This is a genomic window from Photobacterium sp. CCB-ST2H9 (assembly GCF_023151555.2).
Classification (GTDB): domain Bacteria; phylum Pseudomonadota; class Gammaproteobacteria; order Enterobacterales; family Vibrionaceae; genus Photobacterium.
In genome coordinates this window covers 667,470-684,467 of the sequence record NZ_CP100426.1, presented here as the reverse complement: position 1 = coordinate 684,467, position 16,998 = coordinate 667,470, and the positions used below count along the sequence as shown (strand labels likewise).

Below are 16,998 nucleotides of genomic sequence, written 5' to 3'. Positions count from 1 at the left end.
ATGCTTAAGAATTGTATATGGACTTGTCACATTTCGGTAATAAAAGCTTTCAGTTTTGATCAATACAATTTCTTAAGCGTTTCTTAAGACACAGCATGAATACTGCAGAAATGATTTCGATGAATCCTCAACAGGAGCGAACATGGTTACACAACAGCAGTCCGATATTCTCTGGGATCGCTTTGTCCGATTTATTCATTGGTCCGTCGCAGCACTCTTCTTCACCAATTATGTGTTCACGAAGGAAGGGGGAGCAACCCATGAGTGGGTTGGTTATGTCATGGTGTTGCTGATTCTGTTGCGTTTACTGTGGGGAACCCGGGTGACAGGGGCAGCAAGGTTGAGCAGTTTTGTGCCTTCAGTCAGTAAGGCCCGGGAACATATCAGTACGCTGTGGGAAACCGGAAAAGATGACCATCACGGGCATAACCCTTTAGGTGCCTTCATGGTTTGGTTCTTATGGGGTGCACTGGTGCTTTGTACTTTGAGTGGCTGGGCAGCTCACGAAAAGCTGTTTAATGCAAAGAAACTGTTTAAAGAAGTTCATGAATTTCTGGTCAATCTGACGTTGTTTGCAGTGATCTTCCATGTCTTTGCTGTTGTCATGATGAGCAAGCTGACGGGCAATCAGTATGTGAAAGGGATGCTGACCGGCCGGCGGGGTCAAAAATAAGACGGAACCTGCCGCAATGGAAATCCTTGCGGCAGGTTTCATTTTATAACGCGGCTTTTAATGCCGAAATGAAGTCGTCAATATCATCCCGGCTCACATCGAGATGGGTGACCAGACGCATCGGGTGGCCGGTACTGATCAGGATGCCTTGGTTTTTCAGGGTTTCAGCCAGTGCGGTTTGATTGATATGGCTGTCCACCTTGGCAAATAAAATGTTGGTTTCGACGAATTCAGGTTTGGTGCTGAACCCGGGGACGGTATTGAGCTGTGCTGCAAGATAGCGGGAGTTCTCATGGTCTTCCCGTAACCGGGTTGCATTTTCCTGAATCGCGATTTTAGCAGCAGCTGCCAGAATACCCGCCTGACGCATGCCACCGCCCAGCATTTTTCGCCAGCGTATCGCTTTTTTGATCAGGGCTTGATCACCAAGCAGCAGTGAACCGACGGGTGCGCCGAGTCCTTTGGACAGGCAGATGGTGAAAGAGTCGAAATACTTCACGATTTCAGTGATATCGACGTCCAGCGCTGCGGCAGCATTGTAGACCCGGGCACCATCAAGATGAAGCGCCAGATTGTGCTGGTCTACGAAAGCACGGGCTTCAGCCAGATAGGACAGGGGAAGTACTTTACCGTTGATTGTATTTTCCAGGCTCAGGAGCCGGGTACGGGCAAAGTGGAGATCGTCCGGCTTGATCGCTGCTTCAAGTTTGCTGAACGGAATGGTTCCGTCCGGATCATTTTCGACAGGCTGTGGCTGGATCGAACCCAGAACAGCCGCACCGCCACCTTCGAATCTGTAGTTGTGTGCTTGCTGTCCGCAAAGATATTCGTCGCCGCGCTCACAGTGACACAGGAGTGCCAGCAGGTTGGCTTGTGTGCCTGAGCTGCAAAACAAAGCCGCTTCAAACCCGTGTTGTTCGGCTGCCCATTGTTCCAAATCGTTGATGCTTGGATCGTCACCATAAACATCATCACCGACAGGGGCATTTGCCATGGCCTGGCGCATGGCATCAGATGGGCGGGTGACGGTATCGGAACGAAAATCAATGTAGGGTTTGGATGTGTCGGTATGGCTGGTGGTCATCATGTTTTTCCAGATCGTTGCACCATTCAAGGTGCGTTTTTCGAGGTTGTTCACTATATATACCACGAAAAATAAACGATGCATGCGAAATCAGGTAATTGACTGATATTGAATTGATTTTCAGGTGATTTGAACTAGTGTTGTGCATATAAATGTGAATATTGAGTCAGATAAATACTCATGATATTTCATATTTAATTCTTCAGAAGTGAACAGGAACCTTGTCAATGCGTATGGATACGGAACACCAGGGCAATAACTTCCCACCTTACTTTTATCTGGTGGCTTCGATTATAGTTGCCATCTTCATGATAGGCGTCAGCCTGTATTTTCGGCCGCTATTACCCATCGATGAAACCCGGTATACGTCTGTCGCCTGGGAAATGTGGCATGGCGGCGACTGGCTGGTGCCTCATAAAAATGGTTTGCCTTATGCACATAAACCCCCGGTGTTATTTTGGCTGATCAATCTCAGCTGGATGCTCTTTGGTGTGAACGATGTTGCGACCCGCATGATTGTTCCCTTGCTGGCCTGTTGTAATTTCTTCCTGATTTATCAATTAGGAAAGAGGCTGTATGGAAAGCACTCACAGGCTGCTGAACTCTCGCCACTGGTTTTGCTGAGTTTCTGCATTCTGGCACTTTATCTGTCCATGACACTGTTTGATTTGTTACTGACAGTATTCCTGTTAAGCAGTGTGATATGCCTGCTGAAGGCTGCACAGGAAAACAAGATCAAGTGGGGAGCGGTCGCGGGCTTCTGGGCTGGCATCGGGGTGCTGGTGAAAGGCCCGGTGATCTTGGCGTATTTATTTCCTTTATTTGTTTCCTATCCCTTTTGGCGACAGGACGGCTGGCTGCCGAATCGAAAATGGCTGGTTGTTTGTTTGCTCAGTATCATCATCACAGCAGTGGTCGCTCTGCTTTGGGCAATTCCGGCAGCCATGCAAGGCGGTGAAGAATATGCTCAGGCCATTTTCTGGGGACAGACTGCGGGCAGAGTCTCCGAGTCTTTTGCACATGCCCGGCCATTTTACTGGTATGTATTGTTTCTGCCGGTACTGACATTGCCCTGGTTGTTTTTTCTGGGCTGCTGGCGTAGCCGGATATTCAGTCAGATGAGTCAGGCAGATAAATTTTGCTTAAGCTGGCTGGTGCTGACGGTGCTTTTATTCAGTTGTTTCAGTGGTAAGCAACCTCATTATCTGTTACCGGTTTTCCCTGCAATGGCGGTCTTCCTGGCTGCAAAGCTGAATCTGAAACTGTTCGGCAAAGAGCCTTTGCTGGCTTTGCTGTTGCTGATATTAGCGATTGCGATGTTCAGCGGCCCATGGTGGATTGGCGCGGCATTTAAAGCGGCTCAAAATCCGGAAGTTCATCCGCTCTGGGGACTGGTGCCGCTATTTTTGGCCGTGGTCGCCATCAAACCTGCAGTCTTTCAGAAATTCAGATTGCCCGTTCTCTTACTTGCGATTCCGGTCAGTGTTTATGCGCTGCTGCCGTTTGTATCGCCGGTTTTATTTCAGCTTTATGATCTCAGTGAACTGGCACAACAACTGAATAAAAAACAAACCGAGGGGCATGTGGTTGCCATCTCCGGAAATTATCATGGGCAGTACCAGTATCTGGGTCGTTTAGAAGAACCACTGGTGGTCATTGGCGATAAAAATACAGAAGAGTATCTGTGGTTAGCCCAGCATCCCAATGCCTGGGCTGTGATTGCAACCAGAAATGTCGACACTTACATCGAGCAGCATGCTGTACAGATATGGCCTTACCGAGGCAGAAAAAACGTATTGATTTCAGCGGCAGACTTATTTCAATGGCCCGACTGGAAACTGTATACGCCTGTTATCGATCAAAAGCTGACGGAAAAGAAGGTCGCCGTTAATTCTGATCTCGAATAAGGAAAGAGCACCCTGGAAAAATACAGCGCATAAAAAAATCCGGGTATACACCCGGATTTTTCAACTCAGACGGATTCAGCGATTTCGATTCACGGAATCAAAACCTGAGGGTCAGTCCTGATCGTACTGATCACCAAACACGTCCCGATAAGAACGGCGCGGCGAATCAATATTCGGCTCTTTCACGATCCATTCCGGCATGTACAGCGTCTCGATCTGCGGTTCCAATCCCCAGCGGTGATAGGCGAGTGATGCCAGACCAGTAATGGTCATCGCAAACCAATAGCCTGAATCGTAGGCTTCATCCTCACTTCCGAAATACGTTTTGTGATCTTCCAGTGCCGCCTGAAGCTTTTCTGGATATGCTGTTTCCCGGTTCGGACTGTACATGGCATGAATCAGCGGAATCAGCGGTAAAAATTTGTAATTGACCGCTTCCTGCCTTGCTTCATGGCCGACACATTCAGGCTTGAACACTTTTTCTGCTGCATCGACCAGCAAAGCGTTCATGTCTGCGTCAGGGTACAGAATGCCTTTCAGCAGGTTGAGCATGGCTTTATCAAACGCCCGGTTTGAAGGGCCATTTTGCCTTGCATCCAGATCAATGTGCGCTTCATTTAGTTCACACAATTCATAGGCGCCCGAATAATCCTGAAGAATCAAACAGCAGGCAAACACCAGCACCCAGTCATCCAGATTCAGGCGGTGATCCGTTGGCTTACCGACACCTTCGTATTCATACTGGTTGATGCTAAAGGGGACAAAGTCCCCTTGATTAAACACCAGACGGTAATAGGCCAGACCAACATCACGGTATGTTTTCAGACACCACTCAATTTGAGGTTTAGGAGCACCTTTGACGATTAGTTTGCCCAGCGTTGTGATGCACCAGTCTAATCGAAAGCCTAATTGCATTTGAAATCGTTCGGGAGATATGCCTTCTAGAGCTTCCGGAGGCATATTTCTGGCGATTAATGGTTCAAGCCTATCACCCAATGGTCGAGAAATACTTTCACGACTTTCTCGATCAATGATGTGGTGACTGAGTATATTGGGATTATTCAAAAGCATTCTCCTTATAATCCACTGTAGTGCCGTTGGCTTTCAGTGAGCCATCAGGATTGAGCTTGGTTGTAATTTTGATGAATGAAGCCGTATCATTTTTCTTATGTTGCTCAATTTTCTTAAGTGTCTCATTATGTTTTTCCAATAGGTCCGGCGATACAGAGTTTGCGTAGACGTTAGCATCTTCGTTCCATTTCTGCATAGCCTTGATGGTATCCAAAGTATGCTCTCTGTGCCCCTGAACAAAACAGTCACTGCCAATAACACGACAGTTGTCGGATGGGTTTGAGCCCCCTTTATACTCCGCAAATATGAGCTTTTCGCTGCCATCATCATGCTCAATCAGATAGATGTCGTCAAACTGGTCATTCGCCTTCTTACTGCCAGGGTAGGAAGCCTGAAGTTTACTCACGCGCTTCACACCGTTGTGACCTTCAACGAACAGCTGATTCTGGATCACGGCTTCACCCGTAAGTTTGCCAATCGTGTGACTCAGATTGTTCATTTCAATGCTGGCATCAACAAAGGCTTCCTGCTGGGCCGGCGTTTCCTGAGACTTGTTTGCCTCTTTGGTCGCTTTTGCCTTTTGGCGCAGTTCACCGAGCTGAGAAACTGACATTTCTTTGGGTTGCCCGTCGATGCTATAGGTTGCTTTCAGTTCACCATCACAGTTCGGGAAACGACAGGCATCCACCGCGTTGAGCGGTTTGCTTGTATCAACACCATTGATGATGTCGTTTTTGAAGGTTGGTGGTACTTTGGTTGTATTGCCACTTTCAGGCTTATGCCAGCCTCTGCCGTTTTCATACTCCCAACCATTTCGGACGAAGTATTCGAATTTACTTGGCGAAATCGTGACTTTTCCGACTGAATCAATATGCGCCTGGTAAAGGTCTTTGATATCCGTATCTGTCAGTTGTTCGATGGGCTTATTCGGTTTTTTGTCTCCTCCTGAATGATTGGGATCGCCACCTGAACCAAAGCCAGAGCGAGGCGCATCGTGACTCAGCTTATCCATCAGGTGCTTATCGTTTTTCACCATCCTGAGCAGGTCAGCTAATTGCTCCACGCCAGCGGACATATCCATGTCACTATACTGGCCATTCAACAGCTCGAGAATTTCGAGAGTTGTCATTGCGGCAATTGTTTTTTTCCATCCCATGATGTGTTTGGCTTTATCAACCACACCATCTTCAATTGAATTGACGGCATTTTCATACGCAATTCGTTTGAGCTCTTCAGTGGCTTTTTTTCTGTCTTCAGGGTTATCAGATTTCAGTAAGCCATAAACATCAGTTGCTGACTTCAATAAATCGGGCAATTCCATGATAGCCAGATAAGCACTGGCAGCGATTGCAGCTGTATAAAGGGTGTCAGCAAGTAACCAGAGAAGAAACGCAGCATTATTTTCTGCAGCATTTCCGGCAGCTTTCATGCCTGCTTCGACATCACCCTGAGCTGCGAAAATCATGAGACCACTCACCAGCCTGGAAATATCAGCCCCCATTTTTTGGAGTCGAGCAATTTCCTGATCAAATTCAGCTTTGGAGATTTGGCCGTTTTCTTTCTGCATTTGGGTCAGGACTTTTGCAGCGAATGCTTCGGTGCTGCCCTGAATGTTGTCGATCTGTTCCTTGTAGCCAATATCTTCTTTATATTTTTCAGCAATATATTCACCAATGACACCGCCAGCGGCGCCGCTCATGCAACCAGAAAGGATGCCTTTACGGTTTGAGCCATTGATACTGTTTGTCATGGAGCCTAAGCCACAGCCCAACGCAGCATGTGCGATATATTTCGCACCGGCAGAGATCGGGTCGACTCCGGATTCAATGATATCGCCTTGTTCATTCAGACGAATGCCACGGCTTGCGGCACCAATCTGGTTGGCCAGACTCTTACCCAAGACATTGACTGTTGAACTGGCCAGTGCGTGGATGAACGTCTCATCAATATCTTTTAAGCTGCGTAATCCGTCTCCGTTAGCCAGACTTTCTAGCTGAGAGGCAACAATCGTATGGAAGACCTGCTGGGTTGCTTGCTCTGCGATAGAGCCTGCCATCCCATTCCCCAGAGCATCAGAAGCTGCACTGCTGGCATCATTAAACAGAGAGGTATCTAACTTTTCCAGAACACCAGCGGTGACTGCAGAAAGCGCAACTGACCTGACTGTTTCAGAACTGGCCATCTGGTCGAGGGTGGACTTGATGTTGAACCCATTGGCAAGCAGTGACGCAGATGCCTGGAAAGCCAGGCTGTTGACTGCAGCGGCCATGACCGTATTGGTGACGCCCATGAGACCTGCAACACCGGCACCTCCGGTTGCTACAGCAATTGCGACAGCCAGAATCGCCATGGCCGCAGGGGTCAAACCACTTTGGTCGTAGTCCCATTCATCCAGGATGAGTTTCACTTCCTGCCAGTTCACATCTGGTGAGTCTTTGACTTGCTTCAGCCATTCCATACCATCCGTGACTGCCAATTGATCGATGTAGCTGTCTAAATCGACGAATTGCTGGTCTGGTAAAGTGGGGAACTCAACTTTGATACCGTGTCTGGCATCCAGCATGAGACCACCCTGGGTTCTGAACAGGTTGTAATATGCGATTTGTTTTTTAAAGCCATGTCCCTGAAATCTGAAACTGAGCGATCCTTCATAGGATTCCTCATAGCTGTAAACATGAGTGGCAAGCTCTAAATCAAAATCGATATTGTCAGCAATGATTTTGGTGACGCCCTGGCTGTCGACCTCAACTGCACGTAAAGTCACTGGGCCAATTTGTGTGTTTAACGTAATGTCATTTCCGGCACGGAGCAGTGTACGAACAACTTCTGCACGTTGTTCGCTTTCTGCTGTTTTCTCTTTGGTTCCGAAAACACCCCCAGTTTTACTTTGAAATGATTTGCTCCAGCTGTATTCATTTTGTGCAGCAGTTAAGTAAATCCCTTCACCCGCCAGCAGCTCCAGCATGCCTTCACTTTCGATGATTGCACCTTGCGTGATGATCTTTTCATTGGCAATGATTGAAATAATATCGACTGCTGAAAGTTTGGTTTGTAAGTTCACTAACGACTGACTGGAGTCTGTCCACCTCTTGCCCGACTGTGCATGTTGCTGGCGAACCTCCTGCGTTAGGAGTTGAACGCTGCCACCTGTATTGATGTGAAGTGTCCCTTGTGAGTCAAATTGTCCGCCTTTACTGATCACATCAGCTGCAGTTGTTAAGTTGAGTGAATTTAATCCGGTAATTTTGGCGAGGTTACCAGCTAATTCAGAATATCCGTATTCGTATTCGTGACGGAAGACTAAAGTTTCATTTCTAATTGCATTAGCAATCAGCTTTGTATCACGGCCTTGAATGGTGCCGGAGTAGTTTTCAATGTTATTCCCTGCCTGGATTTTCAGGTTTCCCTGGGATTTGACATTGCCTTGGTTGTTAATGAAATCCTGTTTGGTTTGAATGAAGAGGTTTCGTCTGGCGATAACATCACCACCGTTAACTGTAAAGCTTCCGGCATTGACCATACCATTACCAACACTAAAGGTTGTTTTACTTACTTTATTCGTTGCAATGGTTGTTTTTGATAAATAAACGAAAGGAATGACGACTTTTTTCCCGGTTGGCAATGTTCTGAATTCAGGCCAGATGACATCGCTGGAAATACTATTGATTTGAGCTGAAGTCAGGTTTTGGCCAAATTTGTAGCCTTTTTCTTTTATCAGTATCAGAGCATTGTCATAGAGTGACTTGATCATGTCATTGTAATTGTCATAATCACCTTCACCAACGATATAACTTCGGTTCAGAATTTGGTTGAGCTGCAGGCGGATGATGTCTCTCTCAACATAAGGTGTGCCGATAAATAAAGGCTTTGGAGGTGCGGCAGGAATTATTGTTGTGATCTCACCTACACCGATGGGTACCCATTTCATATCACTAAATTTTTTCGGATATTTTGATGCAGCCAGTTGGTAGAAATAACCGAAGCCATCAAATATATCCGATAAAGGTGACGTGAATACTTCTTCATAAAGATGACCCGAGACCCGGCTGGTTAACTGATACCGTGCTGATGAATCCAGCGCTGACTGGAGCTTATTCACATCTCTGGTCAGCTGAATGTTTGCATAAGCTGGAAAAGCCAGTTGCATCGGAATCACCCAGGTTAAAACAGATGCAGTTGCTTTTCTCCAGACCGGTGATTTTTCAGCCTGCATCAGCGTGGAATGGTTTTTTTTGTTCATTTTTATGATCATCCCTGATTATTTTCCGAAAGTGATATTGCCAGTTGTGACTTTACCATTTGCGACATTAATATTAGCTTTGTTGATTTCAAAGAGAGCTGGGAACTGGCCTTTGGTTTCATCTTTGATGAGTTTTTCAGAGGTTGTTGTCCATCGTTCTGTTTTTCGTTTGATACAAGCACCTAATACACGTCTTGAACAATAACGGCGCGAGTGGTGAGTCACTGTAGTTCTGATGATTTTTTCATTTAGTGCTAATCCGAGAGATTTTATTTCATTCAGATTTCCATTCATTTCACCCCAAATTTCAACGTTACTGGCTTCGTTGTAAAATTTGTTTCCGTTAAAGGTAACATTCCCTGCAACCAGCATACGAGCGACAGGGGACAGTGTTGATACATATTGTGTGTAGACTTTCTCTTTGGTGTTTTTATTTTTGTAGATGGCGTCAATATATTCTTTGCATGGTTTTATATATATTTCTTCGACTCTTTTCACCACATGTATAGCTTGATCAATCGGAAGATTGGAGTTTGAGCCTAAGAAATATCTATAAAACTCATCTAATCTTTGATAGTCCACATGATGATGTTTTTTTAAATCTGCTTCAAGCGCTTTACATTTGCGCACAGTTTCAGCAGGGAAAGTTTTAGATTGATAGTATTCGTGACTTTTTCCTTCAATGTAATAACGTTGGTTATTTATTGATGGAGAGTCAATTGACATGTTTCCATTTAATACTTCGACAACGCCAGAACCATTTTTAAAAGAATTTTTAGCTTGAATGACTAGAGCGTTTTCAGCTGAAATTGATACTGGCGTTGAATCTGTGATCTCCATTTTAATTTCAGGGTTTTTATATTCTTTACGTTGCTTGATATATGGATTCGAATTAATGATTTCTGGAGCGCTTAATGAAAGGTTAAAACCATAAATACTTGATTTTCTTTCTTCTAATGTCCAGTCTTTTTTTATGCTTTTAGTTGTGCATCGATTGATGAAATTTTTGATTAACCCAACACCAGTACCAATTTGAATCGTACTGCTTTTACTCTGTGCACTGTGACCAAAAGTCTCAACACCTACACATTGCCAGGGATCTAGAATGCCATTGATGATGGAGTTGTTACTGCTTAATGCGACATTGCTGCCAACAAATATACCTTGATGGTTGTTCTTTATATAGCTGATGCCATTGACATAGAGCGAATCACGGGCAAATAATTCTCCGCCTAAATTGCTCACCATGTTTGCAGCAACTTTTATATTATCTGCAAAAATTAGTCCTTTCATTATGAGTGAGTTCTCAGCAGAAATTTCAATGTCTCCTGCTTTAATACTGTAATCTTTGTATTCCTCTTTTGGAATGATAGATATATTACTTGCTTCCAGGATCACATTTGATTTCGTCAGCAGTTTATTTTCACTCAGTATTAATGAGCCGAATGACTTAATATGAATGTTCCCACCAGGGAAAACTGTTTTGTCTTGATAGGTATTGACGAGTGAAACGTCTCCTAAGGTTGAAATGTTACTCTTCAATGTAATGTTTGCATTTAAACTGGTTGTCTGAATCAAGACATTTCCGGCTTTAATATCCCCCAGCACTGTCAGAGCAGTACCAGTCTGACTGGCATTGGCGATGTTGATATCACCCTTTTCATATGACAGTTCAGTATTCCCAGTAACTAACTGAAGATTGCCTTGCGATGCAAGCAAATTTCCGCCCTCAGGTGCCACTTCATAATTTCCTGTGGTGTTTTTATTCGCTCTAGTGAAAGTATTAATATCACCCTGGACGTTGATTCTTTGGGCTAATAAATCAACAAAGACAGCATCTTGTGTTCTCAGACCCGAACCAATGATGTCCAGAGCACCTTTCTGTGTTTTGATCTTTGTCAGATTACCTTGGCTGAAAGAAGGAGAGCCTGTCGTCAGCACAACGCGTTTGGTATTTTTGAATTCGCAGGAATCGCAGATAAGTCCGGAAGGACTGGCAATGATGATATCGCTCGGTTGCCCAAGAACTTCAACTTCACCAATGGATAAAGGTGTGGCAGAGGTGTTGTGGATGATCGTGACTTTCGTTGGTTGGTTTTTGACACCTTTATTCAGAATCGGGTTGTTTACTAATAACAGATGCTTGACGGTTTTACCGTCACTGCTGACTTGGACGTTGGCTGTTCCTTCAGGACTGAGCTTTTCCATGAAAACAAGTGTTTCTTCTTTCTGAAGGTCTGAATGTTTTGATGAAATGATTTTGGTATTGGTTGAAGTCAGTGATGCAAACGTAAAAGAGGGCAATAAAAAAATTGAAGTGAGCATCAAGGTTGATGGCCAGAATTTTCGGTATCTTCGTGTCATGATATTTGTATAACCTGAATTGATAAATGCTTATTTAGTATGTGTTGATTAAAGGTTAACCATCTGAAATTAAAACATTACTCCCAGTTTTTGTGAAAATGAGTGAATATTACTCGCCGGAAAACTGATGTGCAAGATGATTCATTTCAAAGGAGATGGAAGTGTTGTTTTTGATTCGTGATTTGTATGTTCAATTGGTTTGAACTGCTCATGGTCATTTTCAGAGAGCTTTTGGGAGTGGCTGGAGAATTGAAAGGGGAAGCTTCAGGTTGATATTGTCGATTGCTTTGTCTGAAAAACAACCAGACGGATTATTTGCTGAAAATAGTAGGGAAATTAAACAGCCTGGAGCGAACACGCCAGGCTGTTGTTATGTACGGTGGTATTTCACCAGGGGTAGGGACGCTGCGTGACAAATTTACGCATGCTTTCTGGCGCATCGCATTGGGGCTCTGCCGTGGTGGCATCAAAAAGGATCCAGTGCCTCCGGTGGGCTTCTCCCATGTTCTGGCCTTTGCTGAGGGTAAAACAGCGGACACTGGCTGAATCGGGAATAAGAATGTATCGGTTCGGGCTGTCATGTAACCAGGCCCAAGCCCTTTCTTCCTGTTCCTGTATGGGAGCCAGATAACTGAAATGAGTGACGGTCACGGGAGAGAACAGGATATGCTGCTCCTTAAAGTTCACTAAACCGAGCTCAGCATCAGTACCAATTGTATGTGCGATGTTAGCCATCAGCGCTTTCGGGGTACGATTTGGGTCAAGCAAATGATATCCCCAGCTGGCAAAAATCAGCCAGGTTACGGCCAGAAGTCCCCCCAGGGTCAGATATGCATTTTTGTTGCGTCTGAACCAGAGTGTCCCCAACCAGATCAATCCGCAGGTGAAAAGCATCAGGCCCGCTTGCAGAGTTTGCTCTTCAAGTTCACGGACTGCTTTTTCAATTTGGGCAATTCCTGCAATCCCGCCGGCAAACATAACAACGCCGATTAACGTCATCAATCCGACCATCAGCCAGTGCAGCCAACGTTTGTGATCCAGCAGATTGACTGCCGGACTCAGTGCGAGTGCAAACATTGGCAGTGCGGGGAGCACATAGACGCCTCGTTTACCGGGACTGAGACTGAAGAAAAGGACCACGAGCACAACCCAGCTGAGGATGACCCAGATAACCGGATACTGTTTCCAGCTTTCACGAAGTGATTTCCAGAATGCGATGACCATAAATGGTAACGGAAACCAGAACACGGGGATTACGGATGAAATGAAATAGTGCCAGGGCTGCACATGACCAAGTGAGTTTGCATAGCGTTCTGCGGTTTGTTTGAACAGGATGTTATCGCGGTAGGCCTGGAACTGAGGATCGTCACTGCCACTGGTGATGAGCAGCAATGGAATCAGCCAGGCAAGAATAACGGCCAGCATGAACAGTGGTCCGAACCAGGCCTTTTTCTGAAAAGCCGGCGGTAGTTCTTTTCGTTGCGGAAAAGCGTAGATCGCAATAGGAATGAGCATTAACGCGGGTAAAAAGCCAACGCCTTTGGTGATGACACCCAGTCCCATCATGGCCCAGGCGAGATAATATAAGCGCCAGTTAGGGGCCAGAAAAAAGTGGCGGATCAGGCAATAGCACGACACAGTAATCCAGCAGGCGACCATGGCATCAATCTGGGCATTTTTGGCCTGAATGAAAAACTGAGGCGCCAGCATGAGCAGAAACAACGCCGTACGGGCAGTTTTGTTCCCCCACAGGCGACGTGCTAAATCCCAGACCAGAGTAAGCGTCAGCAGCCCACAGAGCGCATTCGGCAGCAAAAAAGCCAGTTTCAGATTACCGGTCAGCCAGTAAAACAGGGCAATGCTCCACATGAAAACCGGGGGTTTATCCGGATACAGTTCTCCACCCCGCATCGGGAAAAACCAGTGTCCGGTCGCCACCATTTCTCTGGCGACTTCGGCAAAACGGGGTTCGTCCGCCGGCCAGGGAGAGCGCCAGCCAATGCCCCAGAAAAGCAGAAGGATGGCGATTGCAAACAGCAGGATAGTCAGACTATCCCACGATTTATCTTGTTCTGTTGTCGTAATGTTTTGAGCCGGATTTGATAGCATTCGTCGCATCCTTGGTCGTTTTTTCCCGGTGGAAATAGAGATAAATGCCCAGCGCACTGGAAATGGCAAACAGCAAAATGCTGACTGTCATTTGGTTATGGTCGGAGAGTCGTACCCCTGAGCCAGCCATAGCGAATACCGCTGTCTGCGGTAAGAAGCCGATAACAGAACCCAACACAAATGCACTGATCCGAAGGTTACAGGCACCTGAAAACAGATTCGTAAATAAGTTACTGCCGACAGGGAGCAGTCGAATCACCATGATCTTTAACGTGGCATTACGTTGCAGTGACTTCTCAAAGACTTGCAGATACTTGGAAAAACGTCGCTCCAGCATGGGGTGGAGGACTGAACGCGCCATATAAAAGCAGCACAGCGAACCGATTAAACTGACCACCAGGGCTGCGATAACGCCCACAGGTCCGCCCAGCAGAAAGCCAAACAAAAAAGCAATTGCCTGACGGGGGCCGCCGATGCCAATGAACAGGATCGCTGAAAGATAGAGTGACAGCCATTTCAGGAGGCCTGCATGGTCCAGCCATTGCGCGATGACGTGGTGATCACTCAGCGGCGGAATCCAGTCATTGCGAATGATGAGATAGAGCAACAACAGGCCACAGAGGGTGATCACTGCTTTGACATACAATTTATTCATTTGCGCCTGACTGACTGATTTTTTCGATAAGCGGATTTCTGGCACGTCGGCTGAGCCAGACCACGCCCATCATATCGACCAGTCCAACCCACGCACGGTTGAGCGCATTGTATTTGGATGTACCGCCCCAACGGCCACGATGATTGACCGGGACAACAGCCACTTCACCGCCCAGACGACGGATCAGTGCCGGAAGAAAGCGGTGCATGTGGTCAAAGTATGGTAAGGCCAGATAGGTTTCTCTGGGGATGAGTTTCAGGCCGCATCCGGTGTCTTTCACGCCATCTTTCAGTACCGCCTGACGAATGGCGTTGGCGAAACGGGACTGAAAGCGTTTCCACTCAGTATCTTGCCGGTTATGCCGGAATCCGGCGATACAGAAATGAGATTGCTGTTGTTGTGCCGCAGCTTCCAGCAAAGCGGGGATATCAGCGGGATCGTTTTGCCCGTCGCCATCCATGGTGACGATCCATTTGCCCTGAGCCTGATTCACAGCGGACAATAATGCAGTACTTTGACCGACAGAACGCTGATGTTTCACGATAGTGAGCAGGATATCCGAATGAGATTTTCCCCAATCCTCACAGGTTGAATAGGTATTGTCAGAACTACCGTCATCAACGACAACGATCTCAAAATGGCAGAGACCGGTTAACGAGGCGACGACTTCATCCAAAAGTTTCGGCAGGTTCATTGCTTCATCTTTGGCGGGTATCACTGCAGAAATAAACGGGTAGGGCACAGCATTTTACTCCATGTAATGCATAAAACAGCGTTCCATACTTGGCTATCAGCATGATTCAAATCAAGTCGGGTCAAGCACCAGCATATCAGCGGTGTTTGAATGTTTTATTATCCTTCTCGGGAATGAATTATTTATATCTATAGCAGACAAATCAAACGGATGGCTGAGAGGTACGTCGGTTTTTTGGTGTTTGAATGATGCAACGTAATATTTGGTGTTTCATGAAATAAGAATAATTCTTCTTACAAGCACATGTATTCATTGGATGAATCAATCAGGCAGTCTATTTACTGCCTGATTGTGATATGAATTGAATGTCTGTTATTCGGCGTATAACAGCTGGTCGCTTTCAATAAATGATTTGAATAAGGGTAATTCAGTCATCTGTTTCAGGTAGGATGCCAGGTTTGGCCATTTTGTCGCATCGACTTCTATCTTTGAATAGCTCAGATTGATGAAATGAGTCGTGGTTGCAATGTCTGCGATCGTCAATTCATTGCCGTGCAGGAACTTTTTCTTCCCGTGTAACTGGTTATTCAAATAGTCAAAAATGCTCGGAATCGATTGAGACATAATGTTGCTGATTTTCTCTTCATCCGGCATTTGCTGTAAGACTAAAGGCTTCAGTACGCGCTCAAAGAAAATCGGGCCAAGTGCAGAAACCACCTCGGTATCCGCATATTTTTCCAGCCATTTGACCCTCGCACGTTCGACCAAATCACTGGGGCAGAGAGGGTTCTCCGGATATCGCTGTTCGAGGTAATCACAAATGACAGCAGAATCAGCAAGCAGGACTTTGTCATCTTCGAAAGCGGGAATCTTGCCCAGCGGACTGACCCGCTCAAAGTCTTTTGGCGGATCCATCGGGTTCACCTGAGGATTTGAGTAGGGAACTCCTTTTACTTGCAAAACCAGAAGCACCTTTCTGACGAAAGGAGAAAATTGCACTCCATAGACAGTGGTCATAGCCAGCTCCTTCATTCTTTATCAGGTAATTTTTATTGCGCCCGAAGAGGTTCAGATACGAAAAATAAATCGATTCATTGAACGTTTGTGTGTCTGGTTATATATCCACTGTAGTCGAGCCTTTTAGTGACATGAGCAAAGAAACAGGCGTTGTGTCACAAAAGCTGAGATTAAAACGGCTTGCAGTGTTTTCTGCTGGCTTGCGATTCATTTATCTCTGTGATGTCTGATGCAAGTTGTAACCGACATGCAAAGATCAGGTCCATCTATGTGGTTGTCGTCTGCCTTTTTGGGGATGGATGCCAGAGAAGATTTACCCGTCTGTCTCAGGATTGAATCATGTGTTTTGTGAAAGACAGACTTCACTGATATGAAGAATTGATGACAATGGATCATCAGTAAGTCGTGTATGTATGGTGTGCAATCTGATTGATTGCTGGTGTGGCAGCTGAGATTTGCCTGAAGCCAAAGTATTGAGTACCCATGTGATGACCTAGAATAACTTGACAGTTTCAGCCGATTATCGTTTTTGATAAGGTTTGAATATTTTCTGGAATGTTGCGGAAAAACCTTATTTTTCCTGATGTTAGCCAATGCTTGCGACGGGAAGAATTTACTCGCGCTTCAGAATCTTTGACTACACTATTAGTTGCGAGTCAACAGAGTGGAGGAAAGGAGGATGTTAGCTGAACACCGGCAATACCTGATGCCAGGCGGTAAGGGTTATCATTTGGATGTCAGAGTTATCCCGACTGGCTTTCTAGAAGTAGAAATCATGGAAGAACATGATAAGTTTGAGGCAGAGTTCGAGGAACTTTCCTTTTTATCGAACGGCAAAAGAACTGAGTTAGTTTGCCGCAATCATGCCGGTGGTGAATGTGTACGCTGGCAAGTTGATATGACCAGTGATGATGCCCGGGAACTGGCCAAATTAATCGAACTTGCAGAAGATGAATTTGAGTTGCTAATGCGTGATCTGTGACGGATTATCAGCATCAAAATCAGAAATGCAAACCCTGCTTCGGCAGGGTTTTTATTTGTGTCGCATCCTGGAAGTGTTTCAACCTGAAGCGCAATCGGTTAGGCAATCGTTTGATTGTCCATTTCTATCAACTCTCTGTTTCTGTCAGGCTCTGACTTGTGGGTTGTTCACGTTAGGGTGAACGTCTAGAATTCCCTCCACA

Annotated in this window: 11 protein-coding genes; 3 read left to right on the top strand and 8 right to left on the bottom strand. The window is 45.8% G+C overall.

The window, feature by feature from the left end:
- The first annotated feature begins 142 nt into the window (after positions 1-142).
- Positions 143-673, top strand: coding sequence for a cytochrome b/b6 domain-containing protein (locus tag L4174_RS19720; protein WP_248142169.1), 531 nt, complete (start codon positions 143-145; stop codon positions 671-673).
- A 43-nt stretch (positions 674-716) separates the two neighbouring features.
- Here L4174_RS19720 and ltaE read toward each other — a convergent pair whose 3' ends face one another.
- Positions 717-1,721, bottom strand: a complete 1,005-nt coding sequence (gene ltaE, locus L4174_RS19715) for a low-specificity L-threonine aldolase (protein WP_248143307.1) — start codon at positions 1,719-1,721, stop codon at positions 717-719.
- A 263-nt stretch (positions 1,722-1,984) separates the two neighbouring features.
- Here ltaE and L4174_RS19710 point away from each other — a divergent pair, with 263 nt between their 5' ends.
- Entirely contained in the window at positions 1,985-3,664 is a 1,680-nt protein-coding gene (locus tag L4174_RS19710; protein ID WP_248142170.1) for a glycosyltransferase family 39 protein, read from the top strand.
- Between the two features lie 111 nt (positions 3,665-3,775).
- Here the strand turns inward: L4174_RS19710 and L4174_RS19705 are convergent, their stop codons facing one another.
- The 7 genes from L4174_RS19705 to L4174_RS19675 form a co-directional block, all read right to left on the bottom strand.
- On the bottom strand, positions 3,776-4,579 hold the full coding sequence (locus tag L4174_RS19705) for an Imm49 family immunity protein (protein ID WP_248142171.1): 804 nt from the start codon (positions 4,577-4,579) through the stop codon (positions 3,776-3,778).
- A 142-nt stretch (positions 4,580-4,721) separates the two neighbouring features.
- Positions 4,722-8,975, bottom strand: a complete 4,254-nt coding sequence (locus L4174_RS19700) for a DUF637 domain-containing protein (RefSeq protein ID WP_248142172.1) — start codon at positions 8,973-8,975, stop codon at positions 4,722-4,724.
- Positions 8,976-8,993: 18 nt separating this feature from the next.
- Entirely contained in the window at positions 8,994-11,183 is a 2,190-nt protein-coding gene (locus L4174_RS19695) for a filamentous hemagglutinin N-terminal domain-containing protein (RefSeq protein ID WP_254589149.1), read from the bottom strand.
- 543 nt (positions 11,184-11,726) lie between these two features.
- Positions 11,727-13,448, bottom strand: coding sequence for a glycosyltransferase family 39 protein (locus tag L4174_RS19690; RefSeq protein ID WP_248142174.1), 1,722 nt, complete (start codon positions 13,446-13,448; stop codon positions 11,727-11,729).
- On the bottom strand, positions 13,402-14,103 hold the full coding sequence (locus L4174_RS19685) for a TVP38/TMEM64 family protein (protein ID WP_248142175.1): 702 nt from the start codon (positions 14,101-14,103) through the stop codon (positions 13,402-13,404). The genes L4174_RS19690 and L4174_RS19685 overlap by 47 nt, the downstream gene beginning before the upstream one ends.
- Positions 14,096-14,797 carry a glycosyltransferase family 2 protein gene (locus tag L4174_RS19680; protein ID WP_254589148.1) on the bottom strand — a complete coding sequence of 234 codons (702 nt, stop codon included), beginning with the start codon at positions 14,795-14,797 and terminating at the stop codon, positions 14,096-14,098. Before L4174_RS19680 ends, L4174_RS19685 begins: the two co-directional genes overlap by 8 nt.
- A gap of 372 nt (positions 14,798-15,169) precedes the next feature.
- Positions 15,170-15,814, bottom strand: a complete 645-nt coding sequence (locus L4174_RS19675; RefSeq protein WP_248142177.1) for a glutathione S-transferase family protein — start codon at positions 15,812-15,814, stop codon at positions 15,170-15,172.
- Between the two features lie 679 nt (positions 15,815-16,493).
- On the opposite strand from L4174_RS19675, the gene L4174_RS19670 reads away from it, so the two are divergent.
- Entirely contained in the window at positions 16,494-16,796 is a 303-nt protein-coding gene (locus L4174_RS19670; RefSeq protein WP_248142178.1) for a hypothetical protein, read from the top strand.
- Positions 16,797-16,998: the final 202 nt, after the last annotated feature.